Origin of the sequence: Gimesia chilikensis (assembly GCF_007744075.1) — a bacterium.
GTDB classification, from domain to species: Bacteria; Planctomycetota; Planctomycetia; order Planctomycetales; family Planctomycetaceae; genus Gimesia; species Gimesia chilikensis_A.
Window position 1 is genome coordinate 3,166,708 of the sequence record NZ_CP036266.1, and the last position, 20,351, is coordinate 3,187,058.

General features: G+C 51.7%; 14 protein-coding genes. 3 read left to right on the forward strand and 11 right to left on the reverse strand.

From position 1 onward, the window contains the following. Positions 1–2 precede the first annotated feature (2 nt). The 11 genes from HG66A1_RS12040 to tsaE all read right to left on the reverse strand — a co-directional run bounded on the left by HG66A1_RS12040 (position 3) and on the right by tsaE (position 16,339). Positions 3–1,028 (reverse strand): AAA family ATPase, encoded by a 1,026-nt coding sequence (locus tag HG66A1_RS12040; RefSeq protein WP_197993967.1) that lies wholly within the window; start codon positions 1,026–1,028, stop codon positions 3–5. A gap of 45 nt (positions 1,029–1,073) precedes the next feature. Further along, positions 1,074–1,880, reverse strand: a complete 807-nt coding sequence (locus tag HG66A1_RS12045) for a DUF4159 domain-containing protein (protein WP_145183877.1) — start codon at positions 1,878–1,880, stop codon at positions 1,074–1,076. Between the two features lie 33 nt (positions 1,881–1,913). After that, a complete protein-coding gene (locus HG66A1_RS12050; protein WP_145183880.1) occupies positions 1,914–4,538 on the reverse strand; it encodes a tetratricopeptide repeat protein in 2,625 nt (874 codons plus the stop codon). A 368-nt stretch (positions 4,539–4,906) separates the two neighbouring features. Further along, positions 4,907–5,872 carry a DUF1559 domain-containing protein gene (locus HG66A1_RS12055; RefSeq protein WP_145183883.1) on the reverse strand — a complete coding sequence of 322 codons (966 nt, stop codon included), beginning with the start codon at positions 5,870–5,872 and terminating at the stop codon, positions 4,907–4,909. A gap of 361 nt (positions 5,873–6,233) precedes the next feature. Continuing rightward, the gene (locus HG66A1_RS12060; RefSeq protein WP_145183886.1) at positions 6,234–8,390 is read right to left on the reverse strand and encodes a prenyltransferase/squalene oxidase repeat-containing protein; all 2,157 of its coding nucleotides are present in this window, start codon (positions 8,388–8,390) and stop codon (positions 6,234–6,236) included. 180 nt (positions 8,391–8,570) lie between these two features. Next, the gene (gene bioB / locus HG66A1_RS12065; RefSeq protein ID WP_145183888.1) at positions 8,571–9,629 is read right to left on the reverse strand and encodes a biotin synthase BioB; all 1,059 of its coding nucleotides are present in this window, start codon (positions 9,627–9,629) and stop codon (positions 8,571–8,573) included. 264 nt (positions 9,630–9,893) lie between these two features. Beyond that, positions 9,894–10,496 carry a hypothetical protein gene (locus tag HG66A1_RS12070; protein WP_145183891.1) on the reverse strand — a complete coding sequence of 201 codons (603 nt, stop codon included), beginning with the start codon at positions 10,494–10,496 and terminating at the stop codon, positions 9,894–9,896. Positions 10,497–10,629: 133 nt separating this feature from the next. Next, a complete protein-coding gene (dnaE, locus tag HG66A1_RS12075) occupies positions 10,630–14,148 on the reverse strand; it encodes a DNA polymerase III subunit alpha (RefSeq protein WP_145183894.1) in 3,519 nt (1,172 codons plus the stop codon). 283 nt (positions 14,149–14,431) lie between these two features. Beyond that, complete coding sequence (locus HG66A1_RS12080) at positions 14,432–14,713, reverse strand: hypothetical protein (protein ID WP_145040126.1); 282 nt, start codon at positions 14,711–14,713, stop codon at positions 14,432–14,434. Between the two features lie 97 nt (positions 14,714–14,810). After that, positions 14,811–15,818 (reverse strand): NAD-dependent epimerase/dehydratase family protein, encoded by a 1,008-nt coding sequence (locus HG66A1_RS12085; protein ID WP_145183896.1) that lies wholly within the window; start codon positions 15,816–15,818, stop codon positions 14,811–14,813. Positions 15,819–15,859: 41 nt separating this feature from the next. Beyond that, a complete protein-coding gene (tsaE, locus tag HG66A1_RS12090; RefSeq protein ID WP_145183898.1) occupies positions 15,860–16,339 on the reverse strand; it encodes a tRNA (adenosine(37)-N6)-threonylcarbamoyltransferase complex ATPase subunit type 1 TsaE in 480 nt (159 codons plus the stop codon). Positions 16,340–16,557: 218 nt separating this feature from the next. Here tsaE and HG66A1_RS12095 point away from each other — a divergent pair, with 218 nt between their 5' ends. The 3 genes from HG66A1_RS12095 (at position 16,558) to HG66A1_RS12105 (ending at position 20,326) form a co-directional block, all read left to right on the forward strand. Continuing rightward, positions 16,558–17,754, forward strand: coding sequence for an MFS transporter (locus HG66A1_RS12095; RefSeq protein ID WP_145183901.1), 1,197 nt, complete (start codon positions 16,558–16,560; stop codon positions 17,752–17,754). Between the two features lie 458 nt (positions 17,755–18,212). After that, entirely contained in the window at positions 18,213–18,977 is a 765-nt protein-coding gene (locus HG66A1_RS12100) for a gamma-glutamyl-gamma-aminobutyrate hydrolase family protein (RefSeq protein ID WP_228030471.1), read from the forward strand. A gap of 341 nt (positions 18,978–19,318) precedes the next feature. Then, positions 19,319–20,326 (forward strand): segregation and condensation protein A, encoded by a 1,008-nt coding sequence (locus HG66A1_RS12105; RefSeq protein ID WP_145183904.1) that lies wholly within the window; start codon positions 19,319–19,321, stop codon positions 20,324–20,326. Positions 20,327–20,351 lie beyond the last annotated feature (25 nt).

Below are 20,351 nucleotides of genomic sequence, written 5' to 3' on the forward strand. Positions count from 1 at the left end.
ATTCATCCTTTGACGGGGGCGGGAATGGTTTCGATCAATTTTTGCACAACCTGTTCTACGGTGATCCCCTCGGCCTCTGCGCGATAGTTGATCAGAACGCGGTGACGCAGGACTGGTGCCAGCAGGGCCTCAATATCTTCCTGGGTGACATGAACTCGTCCCCGCAGAACGGCCCGGGCTTTGGCGCCCAGAATCAGACTCTGGGCTGCACGTAAACCAGCTCCCCAGTTGACCCATTCATTGATAAATTCCGGAGTATTCTCCTGGTGTGGCCGGGAGGCCGCACAAAGTTGAACCGCGTAACGGACAATCTCTTCGGCAACAGGTACTTCACGCACAAAACCATGGAACTGCTGGATATCATTTCCGGTAAACAGTGGTTCGATCGGTTCAGAATTGCGGGCTGTCGTCTGGGTCACAACGGCCACCTCATCATCCTCAGAGAGGTAATCAATGACCAGATTAAACATGAAGCGGTCTAATTGTGCTTCCGGTAAAGGGTATGTGCCTTCCATTTCGATCGGGTTCTGAGTTGCCAGCACGAAAAAGGGCTTTTCCAGTTCGTATCTGATCCCCGTGACGGTGACCTGTTTTTCCTGCATCGCTTCCAGCAGAGCAGCCTGTGTTTTGGGAGGCGTACGGTTAATTTCATCTGCGAGCAGAATATTGGTGAAGACGGGGCCTTTGACGAACTTCATCGCCCGTGATTCAGATGTATCACCTGCCAGAATTTCCGTCCCCGTGATGTCGGCGGGCATCAGGTCGGGAGTAAACTGAATACGCTGAGATTTCAGTTTGAAAACCTGGGCCAGGGAATTTACCAGCAGAGTTTTTGCCAGTCCCGGAGCACCTGTAATCAGGCAATGTCCGCCGGCAAACAGTGCAATCAGGAGCTGGTCGATAATTTCTTTTTGCCCAATGACTGCTTTAGAAATTTCGCGGTCAATCTGCTGTCGACTGTTCTGCAGCATTTCAAAGATGCGCTCGTCAGTGTCGCTGACATCGGGGGAGACAAGTTTCAAATTCACGTTTCGACTCCTGATAAAAAAACTGTCAAAGCAGAGACGCTGTATTCAGTGGGTCATGGCATAAAACACAATGTTAATCCCCAGGGGATAAGCTTTCTTTTCCGAGAACTCACGGAAGTACCATTTATCCTCCCCTTCCCGTTCCCAGCCATCACCCAGATCGGTATTGTGACAGACAATCGCCATCAATCGGCCGCTATCGTCGAACAGGCCGCGATAATGCACTTCCCGGGCATCTTCCCGTTCCCAGGTAATTCCTTCAGAGCGTCCCCACTGGGCGACGCCGATACTGGGGACCTGTGGTTTTTCTTTGAGGTCATATACACAATGGAAAATGGGATGTTCAAGAGGGATGTCGACCAGTTCGCGGTCCGGAAAAACACGTTTCATTTCCCAGGCAAAATTATCCCACTCGGCTTCTCCCCAGAAATCGTCCACCATCATGAAGCCACCGTTGGTCAGGTAACGTCGCAGGGCGGTGACTTCCTCTTCCGTAAATTCAAGGGAGCCGGGCTCAATCAGATAAATAAACGGGTAATGGAAAAGCTCCTCATCAGTCAGTTCGAGGATTCGACCTTCGGGATCGACCTTCAGCGAAGTTAATTGCTGAAGACGGTAGGAGAAGTTCAGATCACTGTCTGGATAATCAGTAGCCCAGCGGCGCCAGCCCCGATGTGAGTTGTAGCGGATGCGGACGAAGGTGAAGACGTCATGCTGGAACTCGGGATCAACTTTCCATTCCGGAACACCATTCCGGTCCATAGGGATGCGGGAGCGGTACTGTCCAATACAGATCGTGGCGACGATCAGTATAATGCCTGTGGCTGCCAGTGAAATCAGGGTTTTGTTCATGGCAGGCTCCTCCCGAGCCTCTGTATTTACATGTCAGTTCCGTTGCGAGCGTGGGGTGGTGTTCTCTGTTGTCAATTCCAGGAGTAAAAGGTGGGCAGCCCGAAAACGGGGGGCCTGTTCGAGCGCGATCAGTGTGTGTCGTTTTGCCTGCTGCTGGTTCTCTGATTTCAGCAGACGGGCTATCTGGTAGTGTATTTCAGCTTTATTATGGGGATCTAATGCCAGAATCGCCCGGTAGGCCTGGATCGCTTCCTGCCGCCGGTCCAGTCTGGTACAGGCGGTGGCAAGTGAGAGTTGTGAATCCTGATTCATGGGATTCACTGCATGGGCCAGACGGGCCGTCTGATAAACGGCAGACCAGTCTTCCTGCTGCTGATAGAGTTCGATCAACCTCTGGTAGACTTCCAATGCGTCAGGATTGATGCGGGCATGCTCTTCCAGAATCTGTTGTTCCTCTGCGAAACGTTTCTGATTCTGGTAAAGTTGGGCCAGTTGTTGGGCAGCGTTATCTGCTCCGGTATATACAGGATAGATTTCCACCAGTTTTTTAAGGGTGGTTTCGAGTTCAGCTGTGCGGTTTTCTTCTGAAAGAATCGTTGCATAGGCCATCAGGCCTCGGAAATGGTCAGGATGTTCCCGAATCCAGTCATCGAAACGTTTGGTATCGTCATTGAGTAGCGGTCGCAGATCCTGTTCGGACCAGTCTGCTTGTGGAGCGAAATCGAGTGCCTGCTGTTTCAGCCAGACTGCGTACTCTTCTTCCAGTTCTCCCAGTATCTTGGTGCGACGTTCGATAGCAACATTGATGGGGATGCCTGCCTGCAGGTCAACCAGAATTTTACGTACGGTTTCCAGACCGAAGTTTCTGACCAGGTATTCCACGACCATGGATGACTGGTAATACGCAAACTGAATATGCAGACTGCTTTTGGGGTTCATGAATGCACTGCTCAGTTGGCTGATGGGCGTGGTTTCTCCCTGTAGGATCATTTCGCGATACTGGGGAGTCATGGTCTCGCCCCAGAACGTATTCTTCTGACGTTCTTCATACACTGAGATACCCTCGCTGATCCAGCGGGGCATTTTATTATGGGTGAGTTCCAGAGTGACGACATGGCAGAACTCATGCCAGAGCACAGACTGCCAGTTAGCAGGGTGATCGGCCTGCGAAGCGGGACTGTTGGCGGTAATAACTTTGCCGAAGCAGACTCCCAGATAACCTGAAACAGCCGGCATACCAAACGTACGCACGGCGAAATCATCCGGATCGGGAAAGATTTCGACGGTGATTTTCTGGTTGAGTTTGAGTCCATATTTCTGGCAGAGCGACTGTTTGGCTTCATGGAGCAGAGCTTTGACCTGCTCACCGTATATGGCTGCTTCTCTGGCTTCCATGCGAATGATGAAGGAATCATCTTCCAGAGTTCTAAATTGGGCCAACTGGTCTTTCAGCTCCAGCAGGTTAAATATAGTCGTATCGTAACCGTCCTGGTTGTGAGCCTGTTGGGCATGCTCCCAGCCACTGATTTCCTGCCCCAGTCTTAACTGGTCCTGTGCGAGTTGAATCCGGGCCGGCAGATATTTTTCTTCTTTTTCCAGAGCCTGTTTCTGGTAGGTGGCACCTTCTGAAAACCGATAATGTTCCGAGAGTGTTTTGCCGATCAGGTAGTCAACATGCGGGTTTTGATCGTGATGACATAAGGCCTGCCAGTAATAGGCGGTTTCATCGGAAGGACGATTTTCAAAATGGGCAATCGCAGCCAGGCTGGCCCAGGCAGAAGCCAGATGAGGATTGATCGAAAGGATCTGATTCAGTTCGGTTTTGGCCGCCTCATACTGTTCCGAATCAATCAGCTGGCCAACCTGCATCATTCGTGCTGGAATGTGGCGGGGATTGATTTCCAGAACTTCGGCGGCGAGCACGGCAGCGCGTTGAGAGTCGGAACGTGCTAATGCCTGTGAAAGTCCGAAGAGGAGATCTGGATCCTTGGGGACCTGTTTCAGTCCCGCTGTGAAAGTTTCGTTGGCCAGAGCATAATCGTGCTTAGCTAAAGCGAGATTCCCACTGGCAAGCCAGGCAGCTCGCTGGTCGGGATATTCCTGGATGGCACGATCAAAAAAAGTTTCGAGTACCTGACCAGGGTCCATTCCCCGTTGCAGGGAAGCCTGTCCCAACGCCACCAGACTATCAGCATCGGTATAGCGCCAGGCAGAACGGCTGGCGAGTTCATGAATGCTGTTCAGAAACGCGTCTGCAGCTTCATGCTCATTATTCAGGTGGTAGATCTGCCAGGCGAGATATCGTAAAGGCAAGCTCCATGAATAGCGTTTCAGGCCAGCGTTTATCGTCTGCTGGGCTTCAGCGTATTGCCCGACGGCAAACTCAGCCTGTGCTTTGAGCAGCGGCCATTCAGAGCCGTACGCCTTTTTTTCAATGGCGAGGGCAGATGCTTGAATGCAAGCCTGATACTGGCCGGTCAGGAGAAGTTGCTCACAGTCTTCCTGTTCCGACGCTGATAATTCAGTTGCGATTGTCAGGGACCAGAGTAGAAAGCAGAGGGTAGAGAGAGGGCGAGTGCGAAGAGCCAGTGAGCGAAGCTGAACCAGCAGCGATAACGAAACGTCAGGCCAGACTCGGAAACGATGCACTCGTTGCATAAGCGCCCCTTCCCTGGGAAAGTTCAATTCGCGGAGCGACTCGCGACTATTGAAACGTAATACTTATGCCCAGGAACAGAAACAGTTCCTCTCCCGAACATGGAAGTATATCACTCGTGGACTATCGTAGTAATCGTCAGGTGTCATTCATGAGCAGGAGAGCCAGAAGAAAACGATATCTGATTTTTCCCAGTTGTGCAACAAGAAAATATTTTGGGGAGGGAATTTCCTGCAATTCCTGTTCAGTGTTGCACTGGAGAAACCATAAAAAAACAGGCAGGTCTCGCTTCCCTGATTCGGGTTGAGAGCCTGCCTGTTTATGAACAGTGCTGTTGAGGAAACCTCAACGGTGACTGATACTATCGCGATTAGAATTCGCCCAGAACCTGTCCATCATTGATGATCGCCAGTTTCTGATAAGTTCCCATGGCTGCGGGGCCATTGGATGAATTGTAGTCAGAAGAGTTGATGTTTTCGCTGATGAAGCGAACAGTACCATCACCCAGCAGGAAGTGGCAACCACCTACGTGCTGGCTGCTGAATCCACGATGAGCAGGACCTGATTTCAGATTGATACGAGTTGCATCAGAAACAACGCCCAGGCTGTCTTCTTTCAGGCTGGTGATGATTCCGCTGGTACCGATGTTGTTGGTACGTCCGCCGGCCCAGATGGCAGCGTATGGCTGCTGAGTGACAGTTCCTGTGAACTGGAAGGCACGTTCGCCAACCAGAATTGTGTTGGATGTTCCGTCAGTGAAATCACGGAATCGGACACTGCTGCGGGGGTAAAATGTTCCCTTGTCCTGGTAGGTGGTAACCGGGGTTCCGGTCAGAGCTGCTACGTGGCCAGAAACGCCAGGGTAGCTGAGAGAGCCGTAGCCACTGGGAACGCTGTCAGTACGCTGGTTGTTGATCACAGGTACGACAGACGAAGGGCAGCGGTAAACAGGAATTGCTGTTTGTAAAGCGGGCTGACCGTTGTAGGTGGTGTTCGCTGCGGGAAGAAGCAGGCCACCATTCGGGTTGAGTGAATTGTAGAGTGGTGCCTGATCGACAAATGGCAGCAGGAAGGTAGACCATGCCCAGGTAAAGTCAGTTGAGCTGCTGGTCTGGTTGACATATCCGAGCGGGAAAACAGTGTGAGTATCGGCGTAGTTGTGAATAGCGATGCCGATCTGCTTCAGGTTGTTCTTGCAGGTAGAACGACGAGCTGCTTCACGGGCCTGCTGTACGGCGGGCAGAAGCAATGCAATCAGGATTGCGATAATGGCAATCACAACGAGTAACTCAATCAATGTGAACCCACGCTTTGAGGTTCCTTTACGACTCTTCATCTTAACTCCAGTTTGTCTTAGGGTTGGGTTTAGAGGGCGCCTGCTTGAACTGCCTGTGCAGTCGAACTGCCAGTCCATCTGCGAGCAAATTGGTAGACTTCACAGTCTGGATGGATAGCAATCGCAGTAGAAAAATATACCTGCGATGAAGAGGAAACAAGCACTGCTTGTTCTTAGTTTAAGAAAAAATTAAATTTTTCTTATGGCAGGGTCCAAGTGTGCACTTTGTTGCCGCAAGTCCCTGTTTTTCAGGCATTTATTTTGCAGATTTTTGTCAGGAAATTTGTTTTTTTGACGAACGTGGAGTTCTGTGCATAGGGGTGAACCCTATATTTCTGCAAATATTGGCATGCAATTTTTTTCAACGACGCAGGCGTTCAAATCGGGCCAATGCCATTAGCGGAAAATAGGTGCGGTACAGGTGGTATTTGAGATAGAAGACCTTGGGGAAGCCTGTCCCGGTAAATGGTTCTTCGTCCCAGTTACCGTCATTCTTCTGGGTTTCCAGCAGGTAGTGAATACCTCGGCGAACTGCAGCTGAGTCAATTTCTCCCGCTGCCATCAAGCCCATTAGAGCCCAGGCGGTCTGAGAAGGCGTAGCCTCTCCCTGTCCGCGTAGGGAGGGATCAGCATAGCTGTCAGCTGTCTCGCCCCAGCCACCACTGGGTTGCTGTTTTGACTTCAACCAGCCCACTGCACGGACAATTCGAGGGTCGTCTGTCGGGATTCCAATCTGTACCAGGCCGACAATCGATTGCCAGGTACCATAGAGGTAGTTGATTCCCCAGCGACCGTACCAGCAGTGATCGTCTTCCTGCTCGCTCCAGACGTACTGAATCGCGCGTTGCGTGGCGGGGTGGCTGATGGGGAGCTGGACATCGGCGAATGCTTCCAGGACCCGGGCCGTTAAATCGGCGGTACTCGGGTCCACCATCGCATTGTGATCGGCAAAGGGGACCTGTGTGAATAATTCCCGGTCATTGTCCCGGTCAAATGCGCCCCATCCGCCATCTTTGTTCTGCATTCCCAGGACCCAGTGCACGCCTCTGCGGATGGCGCCAATCATTGGTTGCAACAGTTCGAGGTCAGCAAAGGCCTGTTCGCGCGACTCACTTCTGCCTGCGACAATCGCTTCTGTGTCCAGGTCTTCTTCGTAGGGGTTCCATTCAGGATTGACCAGGAAGTCGGTCAGCCATTGATCCTGTTTGAGGGTTTTGGGCAGGCAACGACGCAGGGCCATGATGACCATCGTCGTGTCATCGACATCGGGGTAAAACTCGTTGTTGAATTCAAAGTACCAGCCTCCGGGAGTCTGGGATTTGCTTGAATTGACCCAGTCGCCCGGAATTCTGGCTTCCTGGGAGAGCAGCCATTTTACGCTCTGGCGGATGGCCGGATGACGATTGGAGACGCCTGCTTCCCGAAGTGCGATCGTGCTGATGGCGGTATCCCAGACGGGGGATTTACAGGGCTGCAGGCGGATGCGGTCGCCGTCTTTGATCTGTAGTTTTTTGAGTTCTTTCAAGGCACGCTGGATATCAGGACTGCTTTCATCCTCTCCAAGACATTTTAAAGCGATCACGGTCCAGATGATTGGAGGAAAAATGGCTCCGAGTCCATCACTGTGATCGAATCGCTCCTGCATCCATTGATAGGCTTTATTGACTGCCCGCTTACGAAAAGGCTTGATCCCCAGGTTTTCGACCAGTTTGAAACCCTGGTCGACGACTTGAAAGAAGCGGTGCCAGTCGAACCAGGTTTTTTTCTTGAGGGAATCGAGTGCCTCTGATTTCGGGACGTTCCGAGGGTAGTTCTCTGGGGAACCGGTAAAGAGTTCGTTGATCCCCTGCTCTTCCGGTAAAGTGACCGAGGGACGATATTCCCAGAGAATACTGAGAGGAACCAGAATGGTGCGGGACCAGGCTGACATTTCAAAAATGTTGAAAGGCATCCAGCGTGGAATCAGCATCAGTTCGGGAGGGACAGCAGGGCATTTTGAATAGGGGATCACCCCCAGAAGTGCCAGGTAAAACCGTGTGAAGCTGTTGATGGCTTCGACTCCGCCTGCTGCCAGAATTGCTTTACGAGCCCGTTGCATGTACTCGGCGTCGGGTGAATGGCCCGTCAGTTTCAGGGCAAAATAGGCTTTAACGGCAGCACTGATTTCGATGGGGCCTTCGGGGTACATGTTCCAGCCTCCCTCAGGCATCTGGATATCCAACAGGTAGTTGGCACACTGGATCGCTTCTTCGCTGTGCTGTTTGCCGAGGAATGCGAGTAGTAGAATGTACTCTGATTCGAGAATCGAGTCTCCTTCCAGTTCGCCGCACCAGTAGCCATCGGGATCCTGCAGGGAGAGCAGATAATCGCGTGAGCGGGCGATGCCCTTCAGCAGTTGATCGGGGTGATCAAAGGGGGCTGCTTCCGTACTCGGAAAAATCTTGAAGGTGGGGGTGGTTTCGTTTTCGGCTGCCGAGCTGTTGGAAAGATCGCTGGCACGCAGTCTGCCTGAATTCATTTCAGGTGCTCCCTGACTCTAAGATGATGGATTCCATTCCCGCAGATTGAGCAGGTCTGTACGCCGTGCACTCAATCTGAAGTCGGAATCATACGTTGGGAGCGTTATTCTTACAACCTCAATCCAGATAAGGGCTTTGTGGAATTCACAAAACCCTCCCGGACCGATAATAAAGCGGGCTCAGCGGGACTCGGTTTGTCCTGCCAGTTCGGGGGCTTCAGTGGATGCATCCATTTCGTGGCCCGATACAATGACTTCGAATCCGAGATCAGAAATCATTTCATAATCGGCTTCTGCGGCCTGCCCTTTGGTTGTGAGATAGTCGCTGACGAACATGGAATTCGCAGCATAGAGCCCCATGGCCTGCATCGAACGCAGGTTTACTTCGCGTCCGCCTGCAATCCGGATTTCCGTTGAGGGATGAACCATGCGGAACAGGCAAAGTGCCTTGAGGCAGTGACGGGGGTCGAGCTCATCCACCGCTTCCAGTGAGGTACCTTCGATGGAATTCAGGAAGTTGACCGGGATCGATTTGGTTTCCAGGGTACGCAGCTCAAAAGTGGCATCGACGATGTCTTCCAGCGTTTCTCCCATGCCGACAATCAGTCCGCTGCAGAGTTCCATTCCTGCTTCCCGAGCCACTTTCAGAGTGTTCAGGCGATCTTGATATGTATGAGTGGAGCAGATCTTGTCGTAGTATTCGCGGCTGGTGTTCAGGTTGTGATTGATCCGGTTCACGCCGGCTTGCGACAGACGCTGTGCCTGTTCTTCATTAAGCAGGCCCAGACAGCAGCAGATGCGGAGATCGTATTCTGATTTGATTTTCTCTACCACACTGGCAACGTGCTCTACTTCTCTATCGGTGGGGCCACGTCCACTGGCGACGATACAGTAAGTACCTGCTTTGGCTTCATCGGCGGCCTTGGCGCCCTCAAGCAGCTTCTCTTCATTCAGCATACGGTACTTGGGAATGTCTGCCTTGGACCCGCGGGCTTGTGAGCAGTAACCGCAGTCTTCTGGGCAAAGTCCGCTCTTGGCGTTTTTGAGGTAATAGAGCTGAACCTGTTTCCCGAAATATTTCTGCCGTACCCGATAGGTGGCTGCCAGCAGTTCCAGGAGCTCATCGTCAGATGAATTTAAGATTTCCAGACCCTCTTCACGGGTCAACTGATAACCGGATAAAACCTGGTCCGCCAGCGACTGCCAGCGAGAAGAAGATGTGGGAGCCTGAGTGCTCATTAAAAAAGATCTTTCAGTAGTAAAAAACGTTGTTGTCACTGGCTGAAGTGCCAGCCTCTTAATTACGCTTCTTCACCCGCCTGAATTACGGTTTGTGGATTTCTGTATAGAGAAAATGCAACAGAAGGTGAATCTTGAGCGTCCAGCCTGAATTCAGAAGATCAGAGGCAGGAGCCATATGCCTCTATGATAGGCGAATTAGATGAGAGTACAAGTTTCGGAGTGGCATCGAAGCGTAACTGAAGGGATAAACGGAAGTTTTGATCAGTAGGAAGTGCGGATCCATTTCTGATTTACATCGCCGGAGTCATCCCGCAGTGTGAACATTTTGTCCTCAATGCTATGAATCTCCCGGACAAATTCTTCTCCCCAGAGTTGTTTGATATAATCTAATTTATTCTCTGGACTTCCGCCAACGGTTCGCAGTGTCAGTTTTCCCTGATTGAGGCTCCACTCGATATTGATCGTGACACGGTCTCCCAGAACAGCAGTCCAGAGTCCCTGAGGTTCGACGATCATCGTTGCCTTGCCGTTCTCTTCAATGGTAAGGATCTGTCTGCTGGTGCTTTTGGTCTGCTCCCATCGTCCAACGAGCCGGGTGAGGATCTCATCGGGAGTCAACTGTGAAATCATTTCGCCAGTAATGACGGCCGATTTTTGAGCCTGTGACACAGTCTTTTGGAGGGGATTCGCTCTCACAGACTCTGATTTTACTCGAGGTGGAATCTGTTGCAGAACGGCCTGACGTGTTTGCAGTGGCTGACGGGATTCTCCTGTCTGCTGGTTTGCCCTGGTTGCAGAAAACCAGAACGGTGCTGAGAGTCCTGTCAGCGCCAGCAAAAGTATTCCCGTTGTTTTTTTAACCATTTTTTCTTCCTGAATGTGCAAATTTACCGTACCGGTAGCGCAACTATATCTTATTTTCGGTTCGTCTGGAGCCCCGGATTTCTTAAAATCAGTCGAAAACAGCACTTTTAAACGGTTTGTCGCTGCAACGGGCTTAGCGACCGATACTTCCGCCAATCGCTTTTTTCTTGACGACTGGAGTGTGAAAGTGGATATGACTTTCACCAATCGTGGCTTTCAGGCGGTTTTCGAACTCCTCGCTGCAGGACACGCGAAGATTACCGGGCGGGTTCAAGACGTACCTCAAGCTCGTATCCGGCTTTTCCTGGTCCACGGAATCGACGACCAGAATCACCTCGGTTTGCCCCGGAAACTGCGTCAGCACATCATGTACATTGACCATATCCTGTCGCGTGTGGACTCCCCGTTTGAAGTTGATTGCCAACCGGTCGGTAAACTGCTTGCGGGCGTCGTTGAGGGTCAGTAACTGGTCCACAATTACGTTGGGCTCCCTGCCTCGTTTGTCTATCTTACCCTTGATGATCACCATGGCTTCCATCTTGACCTTTTCCCCGAAGCGAGCGAACTGTTCGGGCCACATAATGCAGCGTACCAGGCCGTGTGGATCTTCAAAGTCAAAGTTCACGTACCGGGTGTGACCGTTCTTACTGGGTTTCTTGGTGGCAGCATTTTTGATGGAGGACACCATGCCGGCCAGAATGACTTCGTCCCGGTCTTCCATTTCCGCGAGTTCATTCGTTCTATTCTGTGCGTACTTGGTCAGGGCGTCACCCATTTCAGCCAGGGGATGCGAAGTCAGGTAAAAACCAAATACTTCCTTTTCAGCGGCGAGTTTCTGTGCTCGCGACCAGTCTTCGGCTTCGGGCAACAGTGCCTCATCTGCAGAATCGGGTTCATCACTGGCAGACTCATCGCCGAACAGGCTTTTCTGCCCGCGTGCCCTGTCCTTGTGAATCTTGAGAGCCGACTGCACTGCTCTTTCTACAGTCAGCATCAATTGCGCCTGATTTCCGCCCAGGCTGTTCAAGGCACCAGCTTTGATTAGAGTTTCCAAGGTGCTGCGGTTTAACGATTTGGGGTCGACACGTTCGCACAGGTTATACAGGCTGCTGTATTGACCGTTTTCTTCCCGTTCTTTCACTACTTCTTCGAGTGCCTGCTCTCCGACCCCCTTGATGGCGCCCATGCCGAAACGAATCTTTTCGCCATCGACACTGAATTCCACATCGGACCGGTTGATGTCCGGTGGCAGAACTTCAATTTTCATTCTGCGACAGTCATCGACATGCTCGTTGATTCGCTCGTGGCTCTCCATCCCACAGGAAAGCAAGGCGGCCATGAATTCTTTGGGATAATGCGCTTTGAGGTACGCAGTTGCATAGGCGACACCCCCATAAGCGGTGGAGTGTGATTTATTGAAACCGTAACCGGCAAATTTTTCGATCATGTCGAAAAGTTCGATTGCCAGTTTTTCATCCATGTCCCGTTCTTTGGCACCTGCGATGTACTGGTCTTTGAACTCTGCGATGATTTTGAGCTTCTTCTTACTGATCGCTTTAATACAACGATACGCGGCAGAAAGCTCAATCCCTCCGACGCGGTTCAGAATCCGCATCACCTGTTCCTGGTAAACCATCACGCCATAGGTTTCTTCCAGAATTTCATCCACGATCGGATGAACTTTAGGGATCGGAATCCGGTTGTGTTTCACATCGACGTACTGCATCACCATCCCCCCTTCCAGGGGACCCGGACGATACAGAGCCGAGGTAGCGATGATGTCCTGGAACTTGTCCGGCTTCATCTTGGTCAGCAGGTCACGCATTCCGCCACTTTCCAACTGGAAAATGCCCTTTGTTTCTCCGCGTTGCAGCAGGGCAAACGTTTCTTCATCGTCCAGAGGGAGATGGTGCGGATCGATTTCAATCCCACAGTGCTTCTTCACGTTTTGAACGGCTTTGTCCAGAATCGTGAGATTTCGCAGACCGAGGAAGTCCATCTTGAGCAGCCCCACCGATTCCACGGTAGGACCATCCCACTGGGTGATAATGTCCGTTTTGCCGGTGATTGTCTGCAGAGGGACGACTTCAGAAAGCGGCAAGTCGGCGACCACCACACCCGCAGCGTGGGTCCCTGCACTGCGGCAGAGACCTTCCAACTGCATAGCGAGATCAAGCAGCTGTTTTACTTCCATATCCTGGTCGTAGGCGGCTTGCAGATCGGGGCTTTCCTTGATGGCATCCTTGATCTTGATCCCCAGTGAGTCGGGAACCATCTTGGCAATTTCGTTGACGCGGGCCAAGGGGACGCCCAGCGCACGGCCGACGTCACGGATCGCGGCTTTGGCCTTGAGTGTTCCAAACGTCCCGATCTGGGCCACGCTACGTTCGCCGTATTTCTTTTTGGTGTAATCGATCACCAACTGACGGCGGTCACGGCAGAAATCGATATCGATATCGGGCGGTTCGGTGCGGCTGGGGTCGAGAAATCGTTCAAACAGGAGATCGTACTTCAGGGGGCAGACCTGCGACATTCCCAGGAGGAAGGCTACAATGGCTCCACAAGCCGAACCACGGGCCGTACAGGGGATCTTCTCACTTTCAGCGAAGACGACAAAGTCCCACACGATCAGGAAGTAGCTGGAGTAACCCATCTGCTCGATGACGCCCAGTTCTTTGTTAAGACGATCCCAGTGCGCCTGGCTCAGTTCATCACCGTATTTGAGGGGCAGGCGTTCCTCACAGAGTTTGCGCAGGTACTGTGTGTCTGTCATTCCATCCGGTGGCTGGAAGACCGGGTAGAATTTTTTGTCCGACATCTGAATGTCGACACGCTCGGCAACTTCCTGTGTGCGGGCAACCGCGTCTTCAAAGCCGGGGAACGCGTTATACATTTCTTCCTGAGTGCGGACGAAGAACTGGTCTCCTGTCATTTTCATCCGTTTTTCATCACTTACGACCGCACGCGTACTAACGCAGAGCAGCACGTCCTGGGCAACAGCATCTTCCTGTTCGACATAATGCGCATCGTTGGTGGCAACCAGGGGCAGGCCCATCTTGTTGGCCAGTTCGACGGTGCCTTCCATGCACTGCCGCTGAATCTCCAGACCGGCATTCTGGATCTCCATATACACGCGATCGCCGAATACTTTTTCATACCAGGCGCATAGTTTTTCTGCCTCTTCCCAGTCTTCTCCCAGGATATAGTGCGACAGTTCGCCTGCGGCACAGCCTGTCAGCAGGATCAGTCCGTCGCTGTGGGCTTCCAGGATCTCCTTGTCGATTCGCGGCTTATAATAAAAGCCTTCAAGGTAAGACATGGATGAGAGTTTAATCAGGTTTTCGAACCCCTGGCGATTCTGGGCCAGTAAGGTCAGGTGAAAACTGGCCTCTTTCATCCGCGAAGCCCCTTTTTCGAAACGGCTGCGGGGGGCAATATACGCTTCCAGACCCAGGATCGGATTGACTTCCTGGCTCCGGCAATGGCTATAAAAGTCCATCGCTCCGTACAGGTTGCCGTGGTCGGTGATTGCCAGCGAGTTCATGCCTGCTTCTTTGATCTTGCTGACCATTTCCGGAATGCGGCTGGCGCCATCCAGCATGCTGAAATGAGTGTGACAATGCAGGTGAGCAAAAGGACGTGTGTCGCTCATGAGTTTCCGTGCTCCCGTATGATGGCTGCCGTCCAGGCAGTTTTTGGCTTGCGCTGTGAGAGATATCTAAGGCAGGACACTGGGGAGAATTCCACGACAGTGCTCCAGTTAACGAGTGTATTTGGAATCTTGGGTTTGTCAATCTACCTTGCGCTACTGAGGTTTGGGTTTTTGATATGGACGAGCTTTGATGTTAAAGGCCTGGGAATTCAGGGCGTCTCTTTTCAGGCGACCAGATCCTGAAAGGTGCTGCAAGCTTAACTGACTTGAATCGTCAGGTGGCTTAGATCCAGAGATTGATATACCAGTTTACGCCATCTGCGAGGGGCGGACAGAGGTCACAGGCCAGTAAGAGTGGCATGTAGAATGCGGCGAAGAATGGGGAGCTCATTGAGTGGTACGAAGCAAACCATTGCCAGAACAAGGGACCGATGGAAAGGATGTATATTGTCAGGAAAATAGCCAGTTGAATCAGATAGCTGATGATATACCGCCGCCGACTCCGCTGGGGGAGAGCTGTTTCTGTCTCTGGCAGATCGGGTGCAGACGTCAGTTCACTTTCCATGTGGCTATTCTAAGCTTGAAGAGAGAGTCGGGTCAAATACCCATTCTCTGGAGATCTATAAAAACAAGTATTTTCACAGGGAATTCCCAAGTAAGAGTTACCCTGGCAATTTCTGATGTTCTCGAAACCAGTCAATAGTCTCTGACATGGCTTCTTGATAGGTCGTCTGTGGTGCATAGCCCAGCTCATGCTGCGCTTTGAGCGTGCTATAATCCAGATTCAATCCCAGGAACTTAATACGCGCCTGAGAGAGGATGGGGGCCTGTTTCTTTCCCAGCAGTCGCCAGAGTCCCTCAAGCAGTTTGGCCAGGTGCCGGGCTACCGGCAGGGGGACCACTTTTTCTGGTGACTTGTATCCGGCCTGTTCTGCTATCGTTGAGATGAACTCCCGTTTGCTGACCAGGGTAACGTCGGTGATATTATATATCTGACCGACGGCCTGCTCCTGATTCAATGCCAGAAAGATGGCATCCACCAGGTGTTTCACATAGGTGTTATTCATCAGTTTCTCAGGAGAGCCGAGATATGCAAACTGACCAGACTGGAGTCGCTCCAGAATTCGGGGCAGAACGGTTCGGTCGCGGGGGCCATAAATGAATCCGGGACGCAATATGGTATAAGGAATCGACTGTTGCTGGAGCATCTGCTCCGCTTCGATTTTGCTCAAAGTGTAACCATCAATTCCGGATGCATGAGGGGGCTCGGTCTCATCCGTGCCATGATGATCACGGGCTGCATAAACGCCCAGGGAGCTGATATGGATCAATCGCTTTAAGCTACATTGTTCCTGGAGAGCTGCGATCAGGTTCATTAAACCGGTAACGTTGGTCTGACGGTATTCATCGACCTTACCCCAGTCTCCCACTTTGGCGGCGGTATGTACGACCTGGGTAATGCCCGAGAGCTTTTCTTGAAGAGTTTCGGGACGGGTCAGGTCGCCTTCAATCAGTTCCACCCCCTGCTCTTGCAGGAATGACGCCTGCTCTACAGAGCGGACCAGAGCGGTGACTGGTTTACCGAGTTCTAGCGCCCGCTGGATTACCTGGCTGCCTACCAGTCCGGTCGCACCTGTAACAAGCAGTTTCTCCTCAGCTGGATTTGTCATGTCTGGCCTCCCTGCCGATGCGGCATTATGTTGATATGGTTTCAGCCTGTCGTTTTCAGAGCGGTGATGATTCTGGTTGAACGTGGCCCCTGTCCACTGAATTCGAAGCGGCGTGTGGTTTCTGAGACGTGTGTGATGGTGACCTGCAAGACATCCCGAGGCAGCACTTCTGAAACTTTTTCCGCCCATTCAATCAGGCAAACTCCCTCTGCATACAATAGTTCGTCCGCTCCCAGTTCGAGGAATTCGTCTGTATCTTTGAGACGATAGGTATCGAAGTGGTAGAGCGGAAGTCGTCCTTCGTACTCTTGCACCAGCACAAAGGTGGGACTGTTTACTTCAGCAGGATCGACTCCCAGTGCCGTGGAAATCGCCTGAACGAGGCGAGTTTTACCGGCACCCAGATTCCCATTCAGGGCAATGACCGTGCCTGGAACCAGTTGGGCGGCCAGCAGTGCCCCTAAACGCCGGGTATCTGCTTCGCTGGTTGAGTCAAAGGACCATTCTGCCGCTGTTTCCAAGAATCCATCTTTCCTGAATCGAAGGTTGAGTCACTGAACTTCTGCTGGTATAGCCAGTTTTTCTCAAAATCACAATGCATCGTGCCTGTATATCACGTGCTGAAAAGATATCAAAACTCAGGCTGGTCCAGGGAAGCCGATTTCCATTTCATGGGCCACATCAGTAGAATAACAGCTGTCCTCCAGTTTGATCCCCTGCCTCGAAATTCTATCTCAAAATGTCCTACGCTTATCGCTGTCTGATCTGTCTCACGCTGACGCACATCATCGTTGATGCTTCGGCCATAGTGGTCGGCCCTCTCTGGGGGGAACTGGAGCGGGTACACTCGCTTTCGGAAAACGCATTGTTTCTGGTTTTGACGATTCATGCACTGGCTTCATCGCTGGCGCAACCCGTTTTCGGCTATATTCGCGATCGATATCCAATCCCCTCAATTTTATGGATTGGTCCTGTGCTGGGGGCGATCATGATGCCTCTGGTCGGACCCGCACCCAATGTGGCGGTATTGTGTGTGGCATTGTTACTGGGGGGCGTGGGCATCGGTTCCTTTCATCCCGAGGCCGCTGTGGTCGCGGGAGCTCTGATCCCCGAACGCCGGACACGGAGTTTGTCGCTATTCATGTTTGGTGGCGCGATGGGACTGGCCCTGGGACCGATTGCCTGTGGTGCCATTGTAACAACCTGGGGCTTGAAAAGTGTCTGGATCCTGGCTCCTTTGTATGCCGGTTTGATCCTGATTTTACACTACGTTGGAAAACCACCAGCGAAACTGTTCGAACGCGATAAGACTCAGAAACCTCAATCGCTCTATCATATGCTGGAAGGAAAAATCCCTCTGGCACTGTTCCTGTTTATGGTCTGTTCATTGAGGCTGGTTCCAAACATGGCGATGGACAAACTGATTTCTTTCATTCTCAAAGATCAGAATGTTTCTGCTTTTCAAATTGGGTTAGTGCAATCCGTTTTTCTGTTTTCTGCCAGTGTCGGCATGTTACTGATGGCGTTTCGTTTCAAATCCGGTCACGAAAAAGCGTTTATGATTGCCTGTCCGCTGTTGGGAATTCCACTGATGCTGGTGTTGGGCTGGGACGGCTGTCCCACGTGGTTGATGACGCTCCTGCTGGTCCCCAGCGGGCTGGTGTTGTGGGGGACGAGTCCAGCGATGGTTTCCTATTCTCATCAACTGTTTCCCAAAGGTGGTGGTGTTGCTTCAGCAATTACGATGGGTATGGCCTGGGGAGGTGGCGGAATGATTCAGGCAAAAATCACGAGTCATTTTGTTTCGTTGGGAACACCCCATCTGGCCTTTTATGCGATAATTCCCTGCCTGTTGCTGGCTGCCGTTGGTGCGTCCGTTCTGCCGGCATTGTCGACCGAGTCAAATCAACAGAATGATGCGCTAGAGACGGCTTAAGACTGCCGGCCTGTAGCAGGCAAAACCCCAGTTTTAAAAGAATTCTCTGAAAAAAGCCGATTTGTGATGCAAATTCAGGTGTCCGAAACGCCCAAGGCACAAGATATGGTGTCTGATCTGCAACTTGAAAAAATAATCGCTCAAAATGATCGATTCGCTGGACAGCCTCCAGACGGGGTACTAAGATCCCCCCACTTGAATGATTCGAACTGACTCACAGACGACATTCAAACGGACTGATTCACATCAGTCCGACACGGACCGAAGGAACGGACCGCTAGAAGAGAATGGATTCTATTTTCTATTCGTTCGACAGGGGGGATATTTCATCCGCTCGAACGCACTTCGTTAGCGTATCGCTCTGCTTTCTCCGGTCCCCGGTTTTTGGGGATATCCCGTTACCTCCCCAACCCGTTTTGACCGCACAGGAAGTGCACTTGAAGTGAAGGATGGATTCGATGTCAAAAAAACCTCTGATCGGAATTACCGGAGACTTTCGCCCCGAGCAAAAACAGACACAGGCACTGAGCTGGTTCTACACAGGCTACTATGACTCAGTGACCGATGCCGGCGGAATTCCCGTCATGGTTCCCCCGCTTGCCGATGACGATGACTTGAAACAAATGCTCGAACAGCTGGACGGTCTGGTACTTTCGGGTTGTGCTCTGGACCTGGATCCGATTCGCCTGGGATTCGAAAAACACCCTGCTTCCCGCGCCATGCCCCTGCGTCGTGAAGACTTTGATCGTCGTGTCTGCACCATGGCCATGGAAATGAAAATGCCGTTGTTGGCCATCGGATCTGGTATGCAGCTGATGAATGTCATCAGTGGTGGAACACTGCACCAGCATGTCACTGAAGATGTTCCCGGTGCCATGTATCACCGTGATGGTGTTGAAGCTAACCTGCGACATATCATTGATATCGTACCTGGTACCCGCGTTGATAAAATGTATGGACCTGGAGAAATTCGGGTGAACAGCCAGCATCACATGGCTGTGAAATATGTTTCCAAAATGTTTGTGGTTTCTGCAACAGCACCGGATGGTGTTGTTGAAGCGATCGAAGTACCTGATGAAGACTGGTTCTGTGTCGGCGTGCAGTGGCACCCGCAGAATCATTCTGCTTCCGCTCTGGATATGCAGGTCTTCGAAAACTTCCTGGCTGCCTGCGAAGAGCCAGAACCACAAATTCTGCAAATGCCTGTCCGCAAAGCAGCGTGATTCCAAAATGGATCACGGAGGCACTTCTCCAGCGATTGTTCAGGATGAAATCGCTGAGAGGAACTTAAGGTGCTTCAGCTTTGTGTCATCGGAAAACGATGAATCAAAATCGGCAAGTCATCAGGACTTGCCGATTTTTCTTTTCCCCTTCGAAGCTGGGGAAAGTTTCAATTTGTGACGGTTAATCTGACGATAACGATCATAGCAGGCTGGTGTGCGCGAAGTCTGACGAAAAATCGCCCACCTCCTGAATTGAAATAAGTATTCTAACCCGCTGACATAAAACAGGTTATCGTAATATTGCCCTGACGATATTACGTGACAGAGCCCGAACCAAGCTTATGACGACTGCCCAATATAAGGTCGAGTTGCAGATATACAGTGGTCCATTAGACCTGCTGTTATACCTGATCCGGCGGAATGAGCTCGACATTCTGGACCTGCCTGTGGCTACGATTACGTCATCCTTCAATGAGTTTCTGGACGTGCTGGAACTGATTGATCTGGATCTGGTGGGTGACTTTCTGGTGATGGCGAGTACTCTGGCGGAAATTAAAAGCCGGATGGTGCTTCCCCGGGCCGAAGAAGAAGAAATTGCGGAAGTGATTGACGATCCCCGCAGCGATCTGATTCAGCAGTTGCTGGAATACAAGAAGTTCAAAGATGCAGCGAACGCTCTGGAAGAACATGCTGCCGAATGGCAGGAACGCTATCCCCGTTTGTCAGATGAACGGCCCAAATCGGGTAAGGATCCTGCAGAGGATCTCATCAAGGAAGTCGAGCTTTGGGACCTGGTCAGTGCGCTGGCCCGCGTAGTGAAACGCAAAGAGGTCGAAGAGGAGTCGAGCATTACGTATGACGACACGCCAATTTCTACCTATGTGGAGCGAATTGGAGCACGCGTGCGTCAGGAAGGGAAGCTCGCCTTCAGTGCGTTTTTTGAAGGCGAAAAACTGCGCAGTCGGATCACCGGGATCTTTCTGGCGATATTGGAACTACTTCGTCATCATCATTTCCGGGCAGATCAGCCGGAAGACTACGGCGAAATCTGGATTATGGCTCCCTTGCCCGAAACGCAAGACTCAGAAAGCGCTCCGATAGCGGAGACTACTGACGCGTCGGTAACTGAGCATGCGGAAGAGGAAGTTGCCAGTGTCGAAACAAATGATCCCGAGATGGTGCAGACAGCTCAGATAGAAGTAGAGGCACTTCCCGAGTCGGGTGAGACTGAGCCTGATCAAGTCGCTTCGGATGCTGTAGCTCCTGAGGACGGAGCTGCTAAGAGCGATCAATCAGAGGTAGATCCAAGTGACGACACCGATCCGGAATCACTCCATCCGGAAGCATAGTCGTTTTTCAGGTGTCCGGGCTGTG

Excerpts from the sequence above, each read along its gene's own strand:
- HG66A1_RS12045 (WP_145183877.1), bottom strand. The coding sequence starts at position 1,880 with ATGAACAAAACCCTGATTTCACTGGCAGCCACAGGCATTATACTGATC.
- HG66A1_RS12050 (WP_145183880.1), bottom strand. The coding sequence starts at position 4,538 with ATGCAACGAGTGCATCGTTTCCGAGTCTGGCCTGACGTTTCGTTATCG.
- HG66A1_RS12055 (WP_145183883.1), bottom strand. The coding sequence starts at position 5,872 with ATGAAGAGTCGTAAAGGAACCTCAAAGCGTGGGTTCACATTGATTGAG.
- HG66A1_RS12060 (WP_145183886.1), bottom strand. The coding sequence starts at position 8,390 with ATGAATTCAGGCAGACTGCGTGCCAGCGATCTTTCCAACAGCTCGGCA.
- bioB (WP_145183888.1), bottom strand. The coding sequence starts at position 9,629 with ATGAGCACTCAGGCTCCCACATCTTCTTCTCGCTGGCAGTCGCTGGCG.
- HG66A1_RS12070 (WP_145183891.1), bottom strand. The coding sequence starts at position 10,496 with ATGGTTAAAAAAACAACGGGAATACTTTTGCTGGCGCTGACAGGACTC.
- dnaE (WP_145183894.1), bottom strand. The coding sequence starts at position 14,148 with ATGAGCGACACACGTCCTTTTGCTCACCTGCATTGTCACACTCATTTC.
- HG66A1_RS12080 (WP_145040126.1), bottom strand. The coding sequence starts at position 14,713 with ATGGAAAGTGAACTGACGTCTGCACCCGATCTGCCAGAGACAGAAACA.
- HG66A1_RS12085 (WP_145183896.1), bottom strand. The coding sequence starts at position 15,818 with ATGACAAATCCAGCTGAGGAGAAACTGCTTGTTACAGGTGCGACCGGA.
- HG66A1_RS12095 (WP_145183901.1), top strand. The coding sequence starts at position 16,558 with ATGTCCTACGCTTATCGCTGTCTGATCTGTCTCACGCTGACGCACATC.
- HG66A1_RS12100 (WP_228030471.1), top strand. The coding sequence starts at position 18,213 with ATGTCAAAAAAACCTCTGATCGGAATTACCGGAGACTTTCGCCCCGAG.
- HG66A1_RS12105 (WP_145183904.1), top strand. The coding sequence starts at position 19,319 with ATGACGACTGCCCAATATAAGGTCGAGTTGCAGATATACAGTGGTCCA.